Origin of the sequence: Algoriphagus jejuensis, from assembly GCF_039523455.1 — a bacterium.
Taxonomy (GTDB): Bacteria; Bacteroidota; Bacteroidia; order Cytophagales; family Cyclobacteriaceae; genus Algoriphagus; species Algoriphagus jejuensis.
In genome coordinates, this window is record NZ_BAAAFI010000014.1 from 59,509 (window position 1) to 77,731 (window position 18,223).

General features: G+C 46.7%; 17 protein-coding genes. 8 read left to right on the forward strand and 9 right to left on the reverse strand.

The features are described 5' to 3' along the window. Position 1: 1 nt before the first annotated feature. The 3 genes from ABD031_RS13165 to ABD031_RS13175 all read right to left on the reverse strand — a co-directional run bounded on the left by ABD031_RS13165 (position 2) and on the right by ABD031_RS13175 (position 5,309). The gene (locus ABD031_RS13165; RefSeq protein WP_343852197.1) at positions 2-2,620 is read right to left on the reverse strand and encodes a DNA gyrase/topoisomerase IV subunit A; all 2,619 of its coding nucleotides are present in this window, start codon (positions 2,618-2,620) and stop codon (positions 2-4) included. Between the two features lie 289 nt (positions 2,621-2,909). Then, positions 2,910-4,805 (reverse strand): DNA topoisomerase IV subunit B, encoded by a 1,896-nt coding sequence (locus tag ABD031_RS13170; protein ID WP_343852199.1) that lies wholly within the window; start codon positions 4,803-4,805, stop codon positions 2,910-2,912. A gap of 9 nt (positions 4,806-4,814) precedes the next feature. Further along, positions 4,815-5,309, reverse strand: a complete 495-nt coding sequence (locus ABD031_RS13175; protein WP_343852201.1) for a DNA topoisomerase IV — start codon at positions 5,307-5,309, stop codon at positions 4,815-4,817. A gap of 223 nt (positions 5,310-5,532) precedes the next feature. On the opposite strand from ABD031_RS13175, the gene ABD031_RS13180 reads away from it, so the two are divergent. Beyond that, complete coding sequence (locus tag ABD031_RS13180; RefSeq protein ID WP_343852203.1) at positions 5,533-5,919, forward strand: hypothetical protein; 387 nt, start codon at positions 5,533-5,535, stop codon at positions 5,917-5,919. On the opposite strand, the gene ABD031_RS13185 is transcribed toward ABD031_RS13180, so the two are convergent. Next, positions 5,900-6,832: an ROK family protein gene (locus ABD031_RS13185; protein ID WP_343852205.1), complete on the reverse strand. Its 933-nt coding sequence runs from the start codon at positions 6,830-6,832 to the stop codon at positions 5,900-5,902. The genes ABD031_RS13180 and ABD031_RS13185 overlap by 20 nt on opposite strands. Positions 6,833-6,877: 45 nt before the next feature. Further along, positions 6,878-7,375 carry a YkgJ family cysteine cluster protein gene (locus tag ABD031_RS13190; RefSeq protein ID WP_343852207.1) on the reverse strand — a complete coding sequence of 166 codons (498 nt, stop codon included), beginning with the start codon at positions 7,373-7,375 and terminating at the stop codon, positions 6,878-6,880. A 66-nt stretch (positions 7,376-7,441) separates the two neighbouring features. Here ABD031_RS13190 and ABD031_RS13195 point away from each other — a divergent pair, with 66 nt between their 5' ends. Continuing rightward, positions 7,442-7,801 carry an arsenate reductase family protein gene (locus ABD031_RS13195; protein WP_343852209.1) on the forward strand — a complete coding sequence of 120 codons (360 nt, stop codon included), beginning with the start codon at positions 7,442-7,444 and terminating at the stop codon, positions 7,799-7,801. On the opposite strand, the gene ABD031_RS13200 is transcribed toward ABD031_RS13195, so the two are convergent. Next, a complete protein-coding gene (locus ABD031_RS13200; RefSeq protein WP_343852211.1) occupies positions 7,798-8,631 on the reverse strand; it encodes a CvfB family protein in 834 nt (277 codons plus the stop codon). The two genes, ABD031_RS13195 and ABD031_RS13200, sit on opposite strands and share 4 nt — an antisense overlap. A gap of 180 nt (positions 8,632-8,811) precedes the next feature. Here ABD031_RS13200 and ABD031_RS13205 point away from each other — a divergent pair, with 180 nt between their 5' ends. Further along, positions 8,812-9,702: a 3-hydroxyacyl-CoA dehydrogenase family protein gene (locus tag ABD031_RS13205; protein ID WP_343852213.1), complete on the forward strand. Its 891-nt coding sequence runs from the start codon at positions 8,812-8,814 to the stop codon at positions 9,700-9,702. A gap of 14 nt (positions 9,703-9,716) precedes the next feature. Further along, positions 9,717-10,334, forward strand: coding sequence for a deoxynucleoside kinase (locus ABD031_RS13210; RefSeq protein ID WP_343852215.1), 618 nt, complete (start codon positions 9,717-9,719; stop codon positions 10,332-10,334). A gap of 180 nt (positions 10,335-10,514) precedes the next feature. On the opposite strand, the gene ABD031_RS13215 is transcribed toward ABD031_RS13210, so the two are convergent. Together ABD031_RS13215 and ABD031_RS13220 are read right to left on the reverse strand one after the other, a co-directional pair. After that, positions 10,515-11,162: a DUF7255 family protein gene (locus ABD031_RS13215; RefSeq protein WP_343852217.1), complete on the reverse strand. Its 648-nt coding sequence runs from the start codon at positions 11,160-11,162 to the stop codon at positions 10,515-10,517. 89 nt (positions 11,163-11,251) lie between these two features. Further along, on the reverse strand, positions 11,252-11,410 hold the full coding sequence (locus tag ABD031_RS13220; RefSeq protein ID WP_343852219.1) for a hypothetical protein: 159 nt from the start codon (positions 11,408-11,410) through the stop codon (positions 11,252-11,254). Between the two features lie 170 nt (positions 11,411-11,580). On the opposite strand from ABD031_RS13220, the gene ABD031_RS13225 reads away from it, so the two are divergent. Genes ABD031_RS13225 through ggt form a run of 3 tightly spaced genes read left to right on the forward strand, consistent with a single transcriptional unit; the run spans position 11,581 to position 16,012 of the window. After that, positions 11,581-11,916, forward strand: a complete 336-nt coding sequence (locus ABD031_RS13225) for an Hpt domain-containing protein (protein ID WP_343852221.1) — start codon at positions 11,581-11,583, stop codon at positions 11,914-11,916. A gap of 26 nt (positions 11,917-11,942) precedes the next feature. Then, entirely contained in the window at positions 11,943-14,312 is a 2,370-nt protein-coding gene (locus tag ABD031_RS13230; RefSeq protein WP_343852223.1) for a S9 family peptidase, read from the forward strand. Next, complete coding sequence (ggt, locus tag ABD031_RS13235; RefSeq protein WP_343852225.1) at positions 14,312-16,012, forward strand: gamma-glutamyltransferase; 1,701 nt, start codon at positions 14,312-14,314, stop codon at positions 16,010-16,012. The genes ABD031_RS13230 and ggt overlap by 1 nt, the downstream gene beginning before the upstream one ends. A gap of 141 nt (positions 16,013-16,153) precedes the next feature. On the opposite strand, the gene ABD031_RS13240 is transcribed toward ggt, so the two are convergent. Continuing rightward, on the reverse strand, positions 16,154-16,537 hold the full coding sequence (locus tag ABD031_RS13240) for a hypothetical protein (RefSeq protein WP_343852227.1): 384 nt from the start codon (positions 16,535-16,537) through the stop codon (positions 16,154-16,156). 295 nt (positions 16,538-16,832) lie between these two features. On the opposite strand from ABD031_RS13240, the gene ABD031_RS13245 reads away from it, so the two are divergent. Then, positions 16,833-17,315: a hypothetical protein gene (locus ABD031_RS13245; protein ID WP_343852229.1), complete on the forward strand. Its 483-nt coding sequence runs from the start codon at positions 16,833-16,835 to the stop codon at positions 17,313-17,315. The last annotated feature ends 908 nt before the right edge of the window (positions 17,316-18,223 follow it).

The following is an 18,223-nucleotide window of genomic DNA, read 5'->3' on the forward strand; positions in this document are numbered from 1 at the left end:
ATCAGAATAGCCCCAGTTGATCTTCGTCGTCTTTCTTCGGACTCAAGTCAATCTTGGTTCCTACGTCTAGCTGTTGGCTTGAATCAGTCTCTTCGATCTCGTCCTCAGCAGGTTCCGCTTCGGCGTCTTTCTCGGATTGAAGGAGGGAAATTTCTTTCACCTGATAAGTGCTCAGCTTGTTCCCGAGCGCCTTCCAACCTTTCACGTCGATGAGCATATCCAAGTCATATTCCATCACTTCTTCTTCTTTGCCTTTGATCAACGTCACCGAAATCTGCGGTTGACTTGCAGTCGAAATGATCTTCAATGCCGATTGCTTGTGATCTGTGATGAAGTTAAATCGCTTGTTGACCGTAGTCGTTTCGATCAAGAAGCGTTTTACAAAATACGTCTTAGTTCCTCCGTCATAGTAAATCGCCGAGATAACTTTCTTTATGTCAAACTTCTCGATCAAGACTACATCAGCCGGCTCGTATCGGTTGGTCAGTTCAAAGCTGGTGAGCTCGTAATCGCCGTTTCGATAGCAAACCAAGATCTTGTCATCCCCAAGGAAGTTGCCGATGAGCTTGCCTCGTTGATCCGTATTCAATCTTCCCACGACTGGGTCGTAGAAGATATTCAACCCACCCAACGTGGACTTTCCTTCCATCTTGAGCTGAATCTTACGCACCGGATATCTGGTCAAGATATTCCCTCCGGCCCCTCTCCCCTTGATCTCGATGTCAGCAAAGTCGAAATCGAAGACCTTGACGCGAGCCTTTGCTCCCTGAGTCAGAAATATAGTCACCAGCTCCGCTTCAGCATTTGGATTGGCTGTAAGATAGGTGACTTTGGTTCCTTTCGTTCCCTTGGTCAAGTCGTACTCCTTGTCACGGGTAATGCCGCCCACCTGAAAGCGCTTGACCATCGATCTTCCTGAGGCGCCTTCCAGATAGATCAGGTTATAAGTCATCCGGTCGTCGTTTTTCCGAAATATGCCCACGTGCAGGATATCTTTGCCCATGAAGCCTTTGTCCTGGATTCTAGAAACCATAAACTTCCCATCTCGACGGATGACAATCACGTCATCCATGTCGGAGCAGTCGCAGACAAACTCATCTTTTTTGAGTCCTGAGCCGACGAATCCATCCACTCGATTCACATACAGCTTGGCGTTATTGGCAGCGACGACCGTGGCTTCAATGGCATCCAACTCCCGGATCTCAGTCTTTCGCTCCCGTCCTTTACCGAATTTATCTAGGAGGTTTTGGTAGTATTTAACGGAATAATTCGTGAGATGCTTCAGGTTGTAGTTGACTTCTTTCAGCTCTTCCTGTAGACGTCTCATCAGTTCATCCGCCTTAAACGCATCGAATTTGGAAATCCGCTTAATCTTGATTTCGGTCAGTCGGACGAGATCATCTTGGGTGATTTCCCGGTAAAAATCCGGCTTGTAGGGATCTAGCCCCTTGTCAATCGCTTCCAACACACCATCCCAAGTCGTACACTCTTCAATGTCTCGGTAGATGCGGTTTTCGATGAATATTTTCTCAAGAGAGGAAAAGAGCAACTTCTCCATCAACTCCGCTTTGCGGATTTCCAGTTCCCGACGGAGAAGCTCTTTGGTTTGCTTGGTGTTGTATTCTAGGATCTGATTGACCGTGAGAAAAACTGGCTTGTCCTGAATAATCACGCAGGCATTGGGAGAGATCGACACTTCGCAATCCGTGAAAGCATACAGTGCATCGATGGTCACATCCGGCGACACTCCCGGAGTCAATTGGATCTGGATTTCGACATCTTTGGCCGTATTATCTACGACTTTTTTGATTTTGATCTTGCCTTTCTCATTGGCTTTCAAGATCGAATCAATCAACGTATCGGTCGTGACTCCGTACGGTATTTCTTTAATTACAAGCGTCTTACTATCCTCCTCTTCAATTCGGGCTCTAACCTTCACTTTACTGCCTCGGTAGCCTTCGTTGTATTCGGAAAAGTCCGCCAAGCCACCCGTGATGAAATCAGGAAGTACGTTGGTTTTATTGCCTTTCAAGATTTCGATCGAGGCTTCGATCAGTTCGATAAAGTTGTGCGGGAGGATCTTGGTCGAAAGCCCCACCGCAATGCCTTCCACGCCCTGCGCCAGCAAAAGCGGGAACTTGACCGGAAGTGTTACCGGTTCACGCTTGCGTCCGTCGTAGGATAGCTGCCATTCGGTAGTCTGAGGATTGAACACAACTTCAAGCGCAAATTTGGACAGGCGTGCCTCAATGTATCTGGCTGCGGCAGCACCATCACCGGTCCTCACATCTCCCCAATTTCCCTGGGTTTCGATGAGAAGTTCTTTTTGGCCAAGATTGACAATCGCATCCCCGATAGATCGGTCACCGTGTGGGTGATACTGCATCGATTGACCGATGATGTTGGCGACCTTGTTGAATCGTCCGTCATCCATCTCCTTCATGGCATGCATGATCCGGCGCTGTACCGGCTTCAAACCATCCTCAATGGCCGGCACAGCACGCTCCAAGATCACGTAGGACGCATAGTCCAAAAACCAGTCTTTATACATTCCGGTCACCGGAACGGTCGTGTGGAGACTTTCGTCTGCCCCGTCTGCTATGTTATTCTCATCACTCATTTACTACATCAAGTTTTGATAAAGGTAAGTGGTCACTAAAGCCAAGCTCACCGAAATCATATTTTCAAACAGATCTCTACCAACAAACCCAAGCGGTATTTCTCTAGCACCATTATGGTCTCGCAATGTCTTGGACCGAACCGGCGATGCCATAATTCATCCCCTAAGGTGATCACAAACGGAGATTTCATTCTGGGTGGAAATCCCGTGTTAAGATCCTATTTCTCTTCCCGATAAATTTTTGCTCAATTCATGCGAAAACCTTAGTATTCGCGATTTTAGGGCATAATCAAGCTGCCTCGCTTTCCTCTTCTTCCGCCTTTTTGGGATCTTCCAAAGCGAGATCCTTTTCTATCTTCAGATTGGCTATAATGAAGTTCTGTCGATCTGGCGTATTCTTTCCCATGTAGAAAGTCAACAAATCAGAAATCTTCGTTTCCTTATTCAGAATTATCGGTTCCAATCGAATATCCTCTCCGATAAATCCGCCAAATTCCTCCGGAGAAATCTCGCCCAATCCCTTAAAACGCGTGATTTCAGGCTTACTTCCAAGTTTGTGGATGGCACGTTGCCGCTCCTCGTCTGAATAGCAATAGATCGTCTCTTTCTTATTTCTCACCCGAAAGAGTGGGGTTTCCAAAATAAACAGGTGCCCGTTTTTCACCAAATCGGGAAAAAACTGAAGAAAGTAGGTCATGATCAAAAGACGAATGTGCATTCCATCTACGTCGGCATCCGTAGCGATCACAATCTTCCGATAGCGAAGGCTTTCAATTCCGTCTTCGATGTTCAGTGCATGCTGCAGGAGATTAAATTCCTCATTTTCATACACCACTTTTTTCGTCATGCCGAAGCAATTGAGCGGCTTGCCTCGCAGTGAAAACACGGCCTGAGTCTGCACGTCGCGGGATTTGGTGATCGAGCCCGATGCGGAATCCCCCTCGGTAATGAAAAGCATCGAGTTGTTTTTCAAATCCTCGTTTGCTTTGGGATCATCATAGTGAACCCTACAATCCCTCAGTTTTTTGTTGTGGAGGTTTGCCTTTTTGGCCCGCTCATTTGCCAGTTTTTTGATACCGGAAATCTCTTTTCTTTCTCGCTCTGATTGCAAAATTCGTTTCAGCAAAGCATCAGCAGTCGCTGGATTTTTGTGTAGGTAGTTGTCGAGTTCTGTCTTGATGAAATCATTGACAAAAGTCCGGAGTGTAGGTCCATCTGGCCCGACACTCTGCGACCCGAGCTTAGTCTTGGTCTGAGATTCAAACACCGGTTCCTGCACCCGAACGGCAATCGCTGCAACGACCGATTGCCGCACATCAGACGCGTCAAAATCCTTTTTGTAAAACTCCCGAATGGTCTTCACAATTGCTTCGCGAAAAGCTGCCAAGTGCGTCCCGCCTTGCGTCGTGTACTGTCCGTTGACAAAAGAATAGTATTCTTCACCATAGGAACCCGAGTGCGTGATCGCCACTTCGATATCATTCCCCTTGATGTGGATAATTGGATACCTTATGCTTTCCTCGTCCACCTTATTCGAAAGCAGATCGAAGAGCCCCTTGTCAGAGAAAAACTTCTTTCCGTTGAAATTGATCGTCAGCCCAGCATTCAAATAGGCATAATTCCAGATCTGATTTTCGAGATATTCCGGGATAAAGTGATAGTTTTTGAAGATTGAAGCATCGGGAGAAAAAGTCGTCCGAGTTCCATTTCTCTCAGAGCTTTTACCAATCGGTGCGTCGTTGGTCAGAATTCCCTTATCAAACTCTGCCATCTTGGTCTCTCCTTCCCGAAACGACTGAACTTTGAAATAATCCGAAAGTGCGTTCACCGCTTTGGTACCCACCCCGTTTAGACCGACGGATTTTTGAAAAGCGCCTGAATCGTATTTTCCTCCGGTGTTGATCTTCGATACACAATCGATGACTTTTCCCAAGGGAATGCCTCGCCCATAATCCCGGACTTCCACCCGATGCTCAGAGATTTTCACTTCGATATTTCGACCATAGCCCATCATGTGTTCATCGATGGAGTTGTCGAGAATTTCTTTGACCAGCACATAGATCCCATCATCCTGGGCACTTCCATCTCCCAACTTTCCGATATACATTCCCGGGCGAAGTCGGATATGCTCTCTCCAATCCAGGGACTTGATACTGTCTTCGGTATACTTAACTGGTTCTGCCATAGTACTCGATTATACTCCTTTTTGTACTTGTTTGAATTTTCCCATCAGCAGGGCAATTAATCCGACAGCCCAAAGTGCCAACAAGGCTGGCATGAGATAAAAGAAAAAGTTGAACTGACTGGAAGCAATGACCTCTTGGTTATTGATAGAATGAACAAAAAACACCAGCAGGGAAAGGCTGAGGTTGATGATCCCGCCAAAGGAATAAAACCAGGCCAAAATGTAATCCCGGTAGGGATCTCCGATCGGAAAGATCCGGTGGAGTTTCTTGTTCGATTTGGTTTCAAGAGACTTTGGAGTAAAAATGGTGACAGCATTCAAGCCTAAGAAAGCTGCAGCCATTCCATAAAAGAATGTCCCTTTGTCTACTAACCTGGTGACCAATCCATTTTCGTCGATACCTAGTCCAACTGTCTCAGCAAGTGATGAATAGAAATAAAGAAGAAAGAAAACGAAAAATAAAATACTGGTGTAGTAGAATACTTTTCCAAACCGATTATACATGTGATTGATTGATTGAACGCGCTAATATAAACGATTTGGATTAACTGAAAGAGATACGAATCTGATCCGATCGGCGATAATTCTGACAGCTAGCTTCGTAGTATTTTCAACGGGATGAAATTCAGAGAACTGCCACTTCTCCCTCCTCTAAAATTTATTCAGTTCCCGATTTTTGCGAAAGCTTCAATTTTTGCGCCCATCTTTGCAGTCAAAATTGAAGACTATGCGACAGATCAGTTTCTTTTTTTCAGTGCTGGCAATCTACTCGATGACCTCCTGCAGTGGGCCCGTAAACGTAGGTGAGGTAAACCTGAAAAACTGGAAGTCTGACCGTGATGGATGCAAAGGCCTCAGACTACAGGACCTAGAAGCTTTCAAAGCCGCAAAAAACAACTTTTTGGGAGAAGACAATCAAGCACTGATCAAAACTCTTGGACGACCAGATCGGGTTGAATTGGTGGACAAAAGCCAAAGCTTCTTCTTCTATTTTCTCGAGCCAAGTGGTGATTGCATCGGGGTAGAATCGGAAAAAGAACCCCTAAGAGTCCTTTTTCGAATGAATGCAATAAGTAAAGTGTCTGAGGTGACAATTACAACCCTGAACCCATAAAGCACAGGGCCGCTGCCCCAAGTGTTCCGGCGTTGTTTTCCAACGTTGCCTTCTTCAACTTCAAATCTTTTACATAGTAATGAGTGAGATACTTTCGGGTGTTGTACTCGATCGTCGGCATCATGAATTCCAATCCAGCTGAGATTCCACCTCCAAAATAAACGTCCGTTACGTCCAGGATTCTGACCGTTGACACTATCGCCTCGCTCAAGATTTCAGCTACTTCTTTGAAAACCATCAGAGAGACCTCGTTTCCGCTTTTTGCTGTATCGACGAGCAAGTGCGTACCCAGCTCTTTCCCCACCAGTTCACCGGCTTTTTCGGGATAAGAGGAAATCAGGTTTTCCATGATCCTGAGAATTCCATTTCTGCCGATTAAGTTTTCCAAGCCCGCATTTCCTCTAGAGAGCATGTGCCCCATTTCGAGAGCATTACCTCGTGAACCTTTGAACACCATGCCATCCAGGACCATGGCGCTTCCTATGCCGGTTCCCATCGTGATAAACAAAAAATTCTCGACGGTGTCGCATTTTCCATAGTAAAATTCACCGATGGCAGCAGCAGCAGCATCGTTTTCCATATAAAACTCGTGGTTGGGATATTTTTCCAAAAGCCCAGCTTTGAGCGGAAATCCATTGAGATCAGGAATAGCAGGGATTTCCAAGGGTGTTGCCCTATCCTTGGTGATCATCCCCGGCAAGCCGATCCCGACTTTATCGACCTCGGGGTATTTGGTAAGGTATTTGCCCAATCCATCGATGAAACACTTTCCAAATCCATCGGGGTGATCTCTATAGGGTCTCGTATCTTCCTTTTGGAAGTCCAACATTTTCCCTTCCCGATCTACCAATCCGATTTTTAGGTGTGTTCCTCCGACATCCACTCCCAGAAAAAGAGACTCCTGCTTGCTCATAGCGTTATTTATAGGTTTGATTATCAAAAAAGCAAAAGAAATGGTTTACTTCCTATATTCTTTGCCGATCTCATAAAATATTTTGAGCACCGCCGGACAGACCAAGGTATTCTTCAACGACAGGTCGAGAATTCCGAGCATATTTTTCCGGTCGGTATGTGGATATTCCCGACAGGCCTTTGGTCGGTCTTCATAGACAAAACACTTATTGTCAACACTTAGAAATGGACAGGGGGCAAAGTTCAGTACGTAATCCCCATCTGAATCCCTATGCAGGTACTTATCAATAAACTCGCTGCTTTTCATCCTAAAAGACCTAGCAAGGCGATCGATATCCGTTTGAATAAAAATCGGACTGGTCGTTTTGCAGCAATTGGCACAATCTAAGCAATCAATTGTAGCAAAAGCTTCCTCGTTCGCTCGATGAAATTTTGCATCAAGGTCTTTAGGTTTAGTCTTCTTGAGTTTTTCCTTCAGTTTCCTGTTAGCCGGAAAATCAGATTGACTTTCTTTTGAAAAATTATTAAGGTCAATTTTCAACATTACAAAATATTGAAGTTCAATTGATTAGAATATTTACTATCTTATTGTACACTAAACCCTAGCGCTATGAGACTTCATCCATCCGAACTGTATTTCTATCACAGTTCATCCCAGTCTATCGACAAGCAAACCAAGGCCTACGCCAAATCTCTGACTAAATTCGTCAACGAGATAGATGTCATCAAAGAGCCGATCACTGCCACACAATGGGATCAAATTCTTCAGAAACTACAATTGAGAGCCAAAGACTTATTGAACAGATCGCATCCCGATTATCAGAATCAAATCGCGGGCAAAGACTGGGACGATGAGGGATGGTTAAATATTCTGGTGAAGTTTCCCCATTTGATCAAAGGCCCCATTGCGATCTTCAGAAACAAAGCGATACTTTGCCGTACACCGAGTGATATACTTAAGCTGGATTAATCTTCCCTGTTAAGATAGACCCCATCTTCTCCGATGGTAATCAGCCTAGCTCTGAATAGCTGTCCGATGCACTGCTTGAAATGCTTCTTGGACATGCCGAGTGAGGCCTGAATGGCAGCGGGGTCTGATTTGTCGTGGAGTGGCAAAAAGCCTGTACCTTCCAAGACAGCCAGAATTTTCTCTGACCCTTCGTCGTATTTTACCCGTCCTGCCGGCAAGAGTTGAAGATCCAGTTTGCCATCTTCGCGTCGCTTTTTCACCCAGAGTTTCCGAATCGAGCCTATTTCCAAAGGCTGAAAAACCTCATTGGAGTAAAGCAGTCCTTCATACCTGTCTTCAAGGAGGACTTTATAGCCCAACTCCGTTTTTTCAAAGATCATCCCTTTCGCTTCGCTTCCCGGCTCGTAATCCTTTGGGGCAGGATACATAAATTCCCGGTATTTAGTCACCCCGATTAGGCGGTTAGACCTGAAATCCACACATAGCCGAACCAGGTATTTCTGACCAGCGATCATCGGTTTGGCCATCTCGGAATTGGGAACAAAAAGATCCTTCGGCAAGCCCCAATCCATGAAAGCACCAAACTTGGTAACCTCCTTAGCCTCCAAAACCGCAAATTCATCCAAAAAAATTAAGGGCTTTTGAGTCACTGCTACCGGTCGGTCTTCGCTGTCAGTGTAGACAAACACCTCTACACTATCTCCTTCCTTTTCGTCTTTCAGGTAGCCTTTCGGCAAAAGGACTTCTCCCCCATCGCTAAGTGCCAAATAAGCTCCGTAGTCCGTAAATCGATTAATTGTAAGGTTGCTGATTAGACCAAGTTCTTTCATAAATCAAAGGTAGGGATTAATCGATTTGAGACATCGCCTTTTTTATGACATTCCCAGTCGGGAAACGACCAGGATATATTGGAATTGGACCGGCTTAAACTTAGTTTTGAAACAATCAAAATGGCTCACAGGCCAGAGAAAACCCAAATCATAACACTTTTCACTCGCAATCACCGCATTATGAAATCCATCTCAGTCATCGGATCCGGCACCATGGGAAACGGCATTGCCCACGTATTTGCTCAAAATGGCTATAATGTGTCGTTGATCGATATTAAAGTCGAATTGTTAGAAAAAGCCCTGGTAAAGATCTCCAATAACATGGATCGCCAAGTGGCTAAAGGAACACTTGCTCAAGAGGATAAAGAAGCGTCACTAGCCAGGATCTCCACGTTTTCAAGCTTGGAAGAAGGCGTGAAAAATGCAGATTTGGTCGTCGAAGCGGCTACTGAAAACCTCGATCTGAAATTGGATATTTTCCGTCAACTGGATCAATTTTCACCAAAAAGTGCGATTCTAGCAAGCAATACCTCCTCCATATCGATCACCAAAATAGCTGCTGTAACCCGGCGTCCTGCTAATGTCGTCGGAATGCATTTCATGAATCCCGTACCCATCATGAAGCTGGTAGAAGTGATCCGCGGATATGCGACCTCCGATGAAGTCACTCATTCCGTGATGGAGCTTTCCCGCAGGCTGGGCAAAGATCCGGTGGAAGTCAACGACTATCCAGGTTTTGTGGCAAACAGAATCCTGATGCCTATGATCAACGAAGCAATCTACAGTCTTTACGAGGGCGTAGCTGGAGTTGAGGAGATCGATACAGTGATGAAACTAGGCATGGCGCATCCGATGGGGCCTTTGCTACTCGCTGACTTTATTGGGCTGGATGTGTGTTTGTCGATTCTGAGGGTTCTTCAGGATGGATTCGGGAATCCAAAATATGCGCCCTGTCCGCTCCTGGTAAACATGGTCGAAGCCGGTTTCAAAGGCGTGAAAACCGGCGAAGGCTTTTACAAGTATACCTCCGGAAGCAAGGATTTAGTCGTGTCACCGAGGTTTTCAAAGTAATAACTTAAGCAAACATGCATTTAGCAGTATCCGGAAACATCGGCAGCGGGAAAACCACGCTTACTGAAAAATTGGCAAAGCACTATGGTTGGATGGCGGAATTTGAATCCGTCGATCAAAACCCCTACCTGCCAGACTTCTACGAGGACATGAAGCGCTGGGCCTTTCACCTGCAGGTATATTTTCTCAATTCCCGCTACAATCAAATCCGGAAAATCCAGGAAAGTCCCATCTCCACGATTCAGGATCGGACAATCTACGAGGACGCATACATCTTCGCAGCCAATCTCTACAAAAGTAAACTGATGACAGAGCGGGACTACTTGAATTATAGAAGCCTGTTTGATTCGATGATCACGCATGTGAAAGCACCTGACTTGCTGATTTACCTGAAAGCTGACATCCCAAAACTCGTCGGACAAATCGAAAAACGTGGCCGATCCTATGAGACCGCAATGCGGATCGACTATCTCAAAAATCTGAACTCCCACTACGAAGAGTGGATTGGAGGCTATAAGGAAGGTAAGCTTTTGATCGTGGATGTGAATGAACTGGACTTTGTGGAGAGACCCGAGGATTTTTCGTCAATCGTCGAAAAGATCGAAAGGGAGATATTTGGGCTGTTTTCCTGATTCCGGGGCAGCCTTGCTATTCCCTGCTCATTAAGAAACTGTGACTTCTTTGTAAAAAAGATTGCTTCGCTCGTGCCTCACTCGCAAAGGCGAGGCGACATCAATTTTGCTGGTCTCTCCCCGTCTAAAATCTCGATACTCCCGTCTTGATACTTGATACTCTCGTCTTGATACTAATATTTAGCTACTTATCTTCCTTTTCAACCAGTTGAACAACATAGCTCGCTGCTCTTCTTTGGGGTTTACTAGAAGCTGATCCAGCCGCTTCAGCGAGCCGCCAGTCATGAGCGTTTCGTAGGGAGAGAGCCGAATCAATTTATAGCCGTGGATCCGGGTTTGAAGGTCGTACTGCGCATCGTTATAGGCCAATAACTTCCAGCCAATCGCTCCATTTCCGGTAAGGTCTCCAGAATCTGAAGCTTCACCAAAGACAGCTTTGGCAACTGGTGGCCCGGTCCAGATTCGATACTGCATTCCTGCTTTCAGACACTCTTTTTCGAATGCACGACAAAGCCTTTTGTGTCCCTCGACAAATGAAAACGTCCATTCGGAGTACATTTCCGAACGGAAGGTCGCTAATCTATATCGGTTGAAATGCAACTCATCGTCCCAAGTGATCAGGGTTCTCCCCAGCTTAAAATCAAACTTAAGTTTCTGCAGCAGCGGTAGACTAGTTCTCCCACCCAAGTCGTCAACAAGCTCGCCTAGCCAGCTTTTCCCTTTCGTATCCAGGAATTTTGGATTCAATTCCAACTCAGTTTGCCAATCGTATGCTGCTCCCCCTTCTTTCAAAATAAGGTCGAGTTGCCTGGTCATCAGGTTTTCCATCTTGGTGTCTTTTTGCCGGAGAGAATTTCAGCTGTTTGTACCCACCCGTATAGGCCAGCGCCATGAAGTTTCTAACCGCTCCATTTGATTCACTTATTTTCGGTCTCAGGCGTCTCAGATATCCGCTCTTCGAGGTTTCCTTTGGAACCTGGGAACGTTGTACGTCGGGAGATGTCATATCCGATCCAAAACATGATCAGCATGAAGACGACGAATACAGCAAGGAATATTTTCTTGTTTTTGGTCATGAATTCGTAGGGCAGTCTTAACAAAAGGTGAAATTACAAAATGTGGACTTTTGCTCCTCCCAAAATCGCAACTCATGTAAAAGAATTACTCCGATTTGAAAAATGTTTTTTAATTTACTCTCTAGGATCAACCCTAATTTTTATCAATTTATTTCCTTCTTTTTCCGCACATGTACCAACTCATCAGTGAGCAGTCTATTTATCAGTATTTTGGTGACGATGATCCGGGTATGATCCGGGAAATGATCCAAATCATTCTTGATACCAATATTAAAGATTTGAAAGCACTGGAATCATTCTACACCAGCGGCGACTTTGCCTCCATCAAAAAGAGATGCCATAAAGCCAAGCCTAGTATGAGCTACATCGGAGCGATCAAAACCAGGAAAACTCTGGAAGAAATCGAAGCGAATCTAGAGTCCTCCGCCCCATTGAATGAATCTCTCCAAGCTCAAATCAAGATCATTGAAGCTGAGCTAACCAAGTTTGTTTCGTCAATTGTCTAAAATTTAGAAACCTTTCACCCTTTCCCATGCAGAGAAAACTACTTCTTCTGCCGATTCTTCTTTTACTACTCGCAGAAGCATCGGCTCAATCCAACCTCAGTGTCGACTACATCATGCGTGACCCCAAGTGGATGGGCACCTTTCCTTCTTCTCCCAAGTGGAGCGACGACAGCAAGCAGATCTATTTCCAATACAATCTGAACGCTGACCCGGCCGATTCCCTCTACAAGATTGAGTTGGCCAATCCGGCGCAGATCTCCAAAGTTCATTGGACGGAGGAAAAATCCCTCTCCAAACCTCAGTCCACGTTCAACTCAGACTATAGCCTGAGAATCTACCGCAAGGACAATTCGATCCTGATGGATGACCAAAAGAAAAAGGCCAGTGCAACACTTTTTGATTGGTTTGAACCAGTTTCCAATCTCAGTTTTCTTGCCGATGAAAACCGCATTGCATTCAGTTCTGGCGGAAATATCTACGTCTTCGATCGCACTACCAAAAGCATCAACAAAGTCACCAACATCTCGACCGGCTCAAAGCCGGCTGGGGGAGACACGGCCAAAGATGCAAAAACTGGTTTTGTAGAAACTGAAAATCTCGCACTACTTGGTGTAGTACGAGAGCGGAAAGAAGCTCAGGATAAGTCCAAAGCGTATCGGGAATCTATCCGTGAAAATGCCGGGGAGTTCACCTACTACACTGGAGGAAAAAACCTGTCTAATCTGCAACTTTCTCCGGATGAGAAATTTGCTACATTTTCCATTTTCACTCCTGCCACCAACAAAAACACGGCAGTACCCAACTACGTGGATGCGTCCGGATACACCGAGGATCTAAATACTCGGTCAAAAGTCGGAAACAGTCCAAGCAAGATAGAAATCGGCATCTATGATCTCACCAGAGACACCGTCTATTTTGTTTCGGTGACCGATCTGCCCGGCATCAAGGATTTACCTGACTACGTCAAAGATTATCCAGAGAAAACCTGGGAGGAAAAAGAACGCTCAGTGACACTTTCCAGTCCTGTTTTTTCTCCAGATGGAAAACACGCAATCATACAAGCGAGATCATTTGACAACAAGGATCGCTGGATCACGGAAGTGAATCTGGAAACCGGAGAACTTAAAACCCTAGACAGGCAGCGCGATGAAGCCTGGGTAGGCGGACCGGGAGTTGGCGGCGGATTTGGTGGAGGTACCTTGGGTTGGCTACCTGACAATCAGCACATCTACTTCCAATCAGAAGAGAGTGGTTATTCTCATCTGTACTTGTTGAATGTGACGACTGGTGTTAAAAAAGCGCTCACATCGGGTAAATTCGAGGTATTCAGCCCTTTTCTGTCTAAAGACAAAAAGTCTTGGTACCTGACCACGTCTGAAGTCGATCCAGGAGAAAGACATTTCTACAGAATGCCTGTGCTAGGTGGAGCGATGGAAAAACTTACTTCCATGACTGGCAACAACGACGTCACACTTTCTCCCGATGAGAAAAAACTAGCGATCATTTATTCCTACAGCAATATCCCGGCTGAGCTATATCTTCAAGACAATAAGGTTGGTACGAAAGCCCAAAAATTAACCGCAGGTCAAAGTGAAGAATTTAAAGCCTACAACTGGAGAGATCCCCAACTCGTAAAGTTCGCCGCTCAGGATGGGGCACAAGTTCCGGCAAGACTCTATCTGCCGGAAGCCTCCAAGAAAAACGGAGCTGCCGTGATCTTCGTCCATGGCGCAGGCTACCTGCAAAATGTCCACAAATGGTGGAGCAGCTACTTCCGTGAATACATGTTTCACAACCTGCTGACCGATCTCGGCTATACCGTCTTGGACATCGACTATCGCGCGTCGGCGGGCTATGGACGTGACTGGAGAACGGGCATCTACCGTCATATGGGCGGAAAAGACCTCTCCGATCAAGTGGACGGCGCCAAATTCCTTCTGGCTGAGCACGGAGTCACTCCCGGCAAGATCGGGATCTACGGCGGAAGCTATGGCGGATTCATCACCTTGATGGCCTTGTTTAACCACGGCGATGTCTTCACCTCAGGTGCGGCACTGCGCTCGGTGACCGATTGGGCGCACTATAACCACGGCTACACCGCCAATATCCTCAATACGCCGGAAGAAGATCCCATCGCCTACCGCCGGTCCTCTCCTATCTATTTTGCCGAAGGCCTACAGGGAAATCTCCTGATCGCCCACGGAATGGTGGATGTCAACGTGCACTTTCAGGATGTCGTGCGACTCTCACAGCGCTTGATCGAGCTGGGCAAAGACAACTGGGAAATGGCCGTCTATCCGGTAGAAGACCACGGATTTGTGGAGCCAAGCAGCTGGACAGACGAATACAAGCGCATCCTGAAGCTATTCAACAGTACGCTTTTGGATAAGGAGTGATGAAAAAGACGACACCAATAGCCCTGATTTTTGCGGTTTTGGTCCTTTTTTCCTGCGGGGAAAAAGGATCAACACCCGAGGTAAGCAGAGGGCTGATCGCGGAAAAGGCCATGGTCGTTTCAGCAAGGGAGGAAGCTTCCCTGATTGGACTGGAGGTACTCCGAAAAGGAGGCAATGCCTTTGATGCCATGATGGCCACCGAAATGGCTTTGGCGGTGACCTACCCTTTCGCAGGAAATCTGGGAGGTGGCGGATTCATGGTGTATCGCATGGCCGACGGGTCTGTAGGCTCCATTGACTATCGGGAGAAAGCCCCCGGAGCAGCGACCAAAGACATGTACCTGGACGAAAACGGGGAGGTTTTGCCCAATCTAAGCACCAAAGGAGCCTTGGCATCGGGAGTTCCCGGCACGATCGCCGGGATATTTGAAGCCCAGGCAAAATTTGGGAAGCTGAGTCCCGAGGAGATTCTGCAGCCGGTCATTGACTTGGCTAAGCGCGGATTTGTGGTCACGGAGCGGCAGGCTGAACGGTTCCAGCGGTCAAGGAGCCAATTTGTGGAAGCCAACGGCGCAGGAACCTTTTTTGACCAAGACATCAAGTCCGGGGATACGCTGAGGATACCAACCCTAGCGGCCACCTTGGAGAGAATTGCCAAAAACGGTCGGGATGAATTCTACAAGGGAAAAACTGCCCAAATCCTCGCGGCGCACATGCAGCAAAAAGGCGGCATCATCACCGAGGACGATTTGGCTGCATACGAGGCCAAGTGGAGAGAGCCCTTGGTATTTCCGTACCGGGACCTGAAGGTGATCTCCATGGCACCGCCAAGCTCCGGAGGGATGACTTTGGCACAAATCCTCAAAATGATCGAAGACTATGACCTGCAGGAGCTGGGGCATCATTCTCCGGAGTATGTGCAGCTCTTGGTGGAAGCGGAGCGTCGCGCCTACGCCGACCGCAACTATTACCTCGGAGACCCCGACTTCACAGAGATCCCCGTCGAGCAGCTGCTCGACAAGTCCTACCTCAAGTCAAGGATGGAATCTTTCAGCCTTGACAAAGCCACCAAATCAGAGGAGATCGCCCACGGAAGCCTTGAGTTTGCAGAGAGCATGGAGACCACTCACTACTCCATCGTGGATGCAGAAGGCAATGCCGTCTCGGTCACCACCACACTCAACGGAGGCTATGGATCCAAGCTCTACATCGATGAGTTGGGCTTTTTCATGAACAATGAAATGGATGACTTCAGCGCCAAGGCCGGTGTACCCAATATGTTTGGCCTGATCGGTGCCGAAGCCAACAGCATTGCCCCCGGCAAACGCATGCTGAGCTCCATGACGCCCACCATCGTGGAAAAGGAGGGTAAACTTTGGATGGTCGTCGGCACCCCTGGTGGATCGACCATCATCACCTCGGTATTGCAGATCATCCTTAACGTCGCCGAGTTTGACATGGGGATGCAGCAGGCCGTAGAGTCTCCCCGATTCCATCACCAATGGCTGCCGGACTTGATCAATTTCGAACCGGGTTCTTTTGACTCCACCTTGATCCAAGCCCTCAAAGCGAAGGACTATCTGATCAATGAAGCGAACAGCCCTATCATAGGCAAAGTGGACGCGATCCTGGTTCTGTCTGACGGCAAGCTGGAAGGCGGAGCGGATCCAAGGGGTGACGACAAGGCCGTCGGCTACTAGCCTCCTCCGGCCTACCGAGAACCTGGGTGTCTGCTGGGAGAAAAAGACCAGCATGTGCTATCCGAAAAAGTCCAAAAACACAAAGGCTAGCCGGTTCCTCGGCTAGCCTTTCTTTTGCTGGGGAGTCTATGCCAACCGAAATTAGCTGGAGGCCTTCACTCTTTTTGCTTCCGCGGTAAACATGCCCATGAGACTTCCGGAGGAGAAATCTTCATCGACCTTTTTCAGATCCAGGGTGACGTCGTATCCGGAGATCGTAAACGCGGCATTGAGGATATCTCCCGTCACCGTTACCGAGCTCATCTTGACCTCAGCACCGGATGCATCTTCCATGAAGTAGCCCACGGTCTTGTCATCCACCGTCTCAAAGCGCATCGGGATGACCGCGTCTCCCTGCGGGGTCTCTTTGATCAGGACTTCCCATTTGCCGTCGAAATAGGAATCTCTGAGCGTTTCATTGAGGGACAATAAAGAAGACCCGATCAGGGTCATCATCAGGGTGAGGCTGGTAAATAGTAATTTCATAGCTGTAGGATTTAGTGTTATGGTGGTGAAAAAGTAGCTATTTTTTTTCAATTGATACTTCGGCGACGAAACATAGTTTGCAGCCTTCCGCACTTGTGGAAAAAAAAAACAAACCACGAGGGCAATTTTTGTGTGCACAAAAATGGATTGGATATACAGAATTATCTATTGCACAATAGAATAATTGTGGCCACTAATTTTTATTTAAAAATGCACCTAAATATTATCTTTCATTTTAAGTTATCATTAACTTACTAGTAATCAATTCATTTTTCACATTTAAACACTTTTAGCTATGAGTACAAGAAACCTAGTTTCGGTCGATATCCCGGATGCGGATATCACAAAAGTGAAGGACCTCCTGAAGGAAATCATGGATCTTTTGGGTTCTCACTTGATTGCATTGACCCCAGAGGAACGTCGTACGATGCTCAAGATGGGTGACGGTTCTGGGCCCTTTGTAGACAAGGTCCTGGATTACATCGATTCCAACCCACAATTTCTCCCGGCGATTATCGATCCGAAGGAAATGAAAAAGGACTGGAAAACGTGGAACCAACTCGTTCCAATCCTTCGCCTAGTGGATCAGCTGCAGAGTAATCTCAGTGATACCATCATGGAAGCAGGGTCCGAATTGTACGCCGACTGTTTGGGCTACTACGGAGGGACGCAGTTTGGGGTCAAGATGAACTACCCTGATGCCAAGCCAATCGAGGAAGATCTGGCCAAGCGCTTTGCAGGGCAAGGCAAGAGAAAGAAGACTCCTGTCGTATCCTGACCTGGTAAAAGTTGTTACCTATCAGGCCGAACCAATCGGCCTGATTTTTTTTTGCCCTCCCCTGCTTACCTAGCTACCTCCTGAAGCTAAGCGACTACCTTCTAAACCTAATCGCTTGTGTAAACAGCCTCAACCTGTTCCCAAATAAGTAAACCCTGTCAGTAAAAAGGAAACAACTGTTCCCAAAAAGGTAAACTGCTTCATCAAAAAAGGTACAGTTGTCTGTAAATAGCGGACAGCTGTTCCCAAAAAAGAGAGAACTGTCTGTAAAAAGGTAAACTCTGTCAGCTAAAAGGCAAACTACTTCTTCTAAGAAGATACAGCTGTCCGCAAAAAGGTGAAAAGACTAGCTTCAGAAGGTACACCTGTAGGTAAAAAAGGTAGTGGAGTACCTTCGGAAGGTATATCTTTCAAGTGATAAGGTTCGACACCCTTCGGGGTCGGGAATTTGATGTTAATCGATACATCCACGGGTTGGGGTTCGACAATCTCACCCACCAACCCGCGGCTATTGAGAAGTTTGACCCCTTATCAGGGGTCGGGATATGTATAATCGACTATTGGGGATAATGACCACGGAGTGGTCGAACCTTTCAATAACCCTAGGTGACCCCGATAGCTATCGCGGGCTAGGGAAATGAGGGTCAAGCGGTGGACGACAACCCTAAAAGGGTTGAACTCATAGGGAAAAAGAATTACTCCCGACAGCTGTACTGGATTCAAAAAATATTAGGGTGTAATTGCAAATTACACCCAGCGTCCACGGAACCTCAACCCAGCAAGACAATAGACTAGCCGAGGTGGGATTAGGACGAAGGAAGAATAGTGAGCATTCCCCCAAAAACGGGACAGTAAATTAAGTTATGATTAACCCCTTAAATTTACTGTGATGACCACACGAAGAAAAT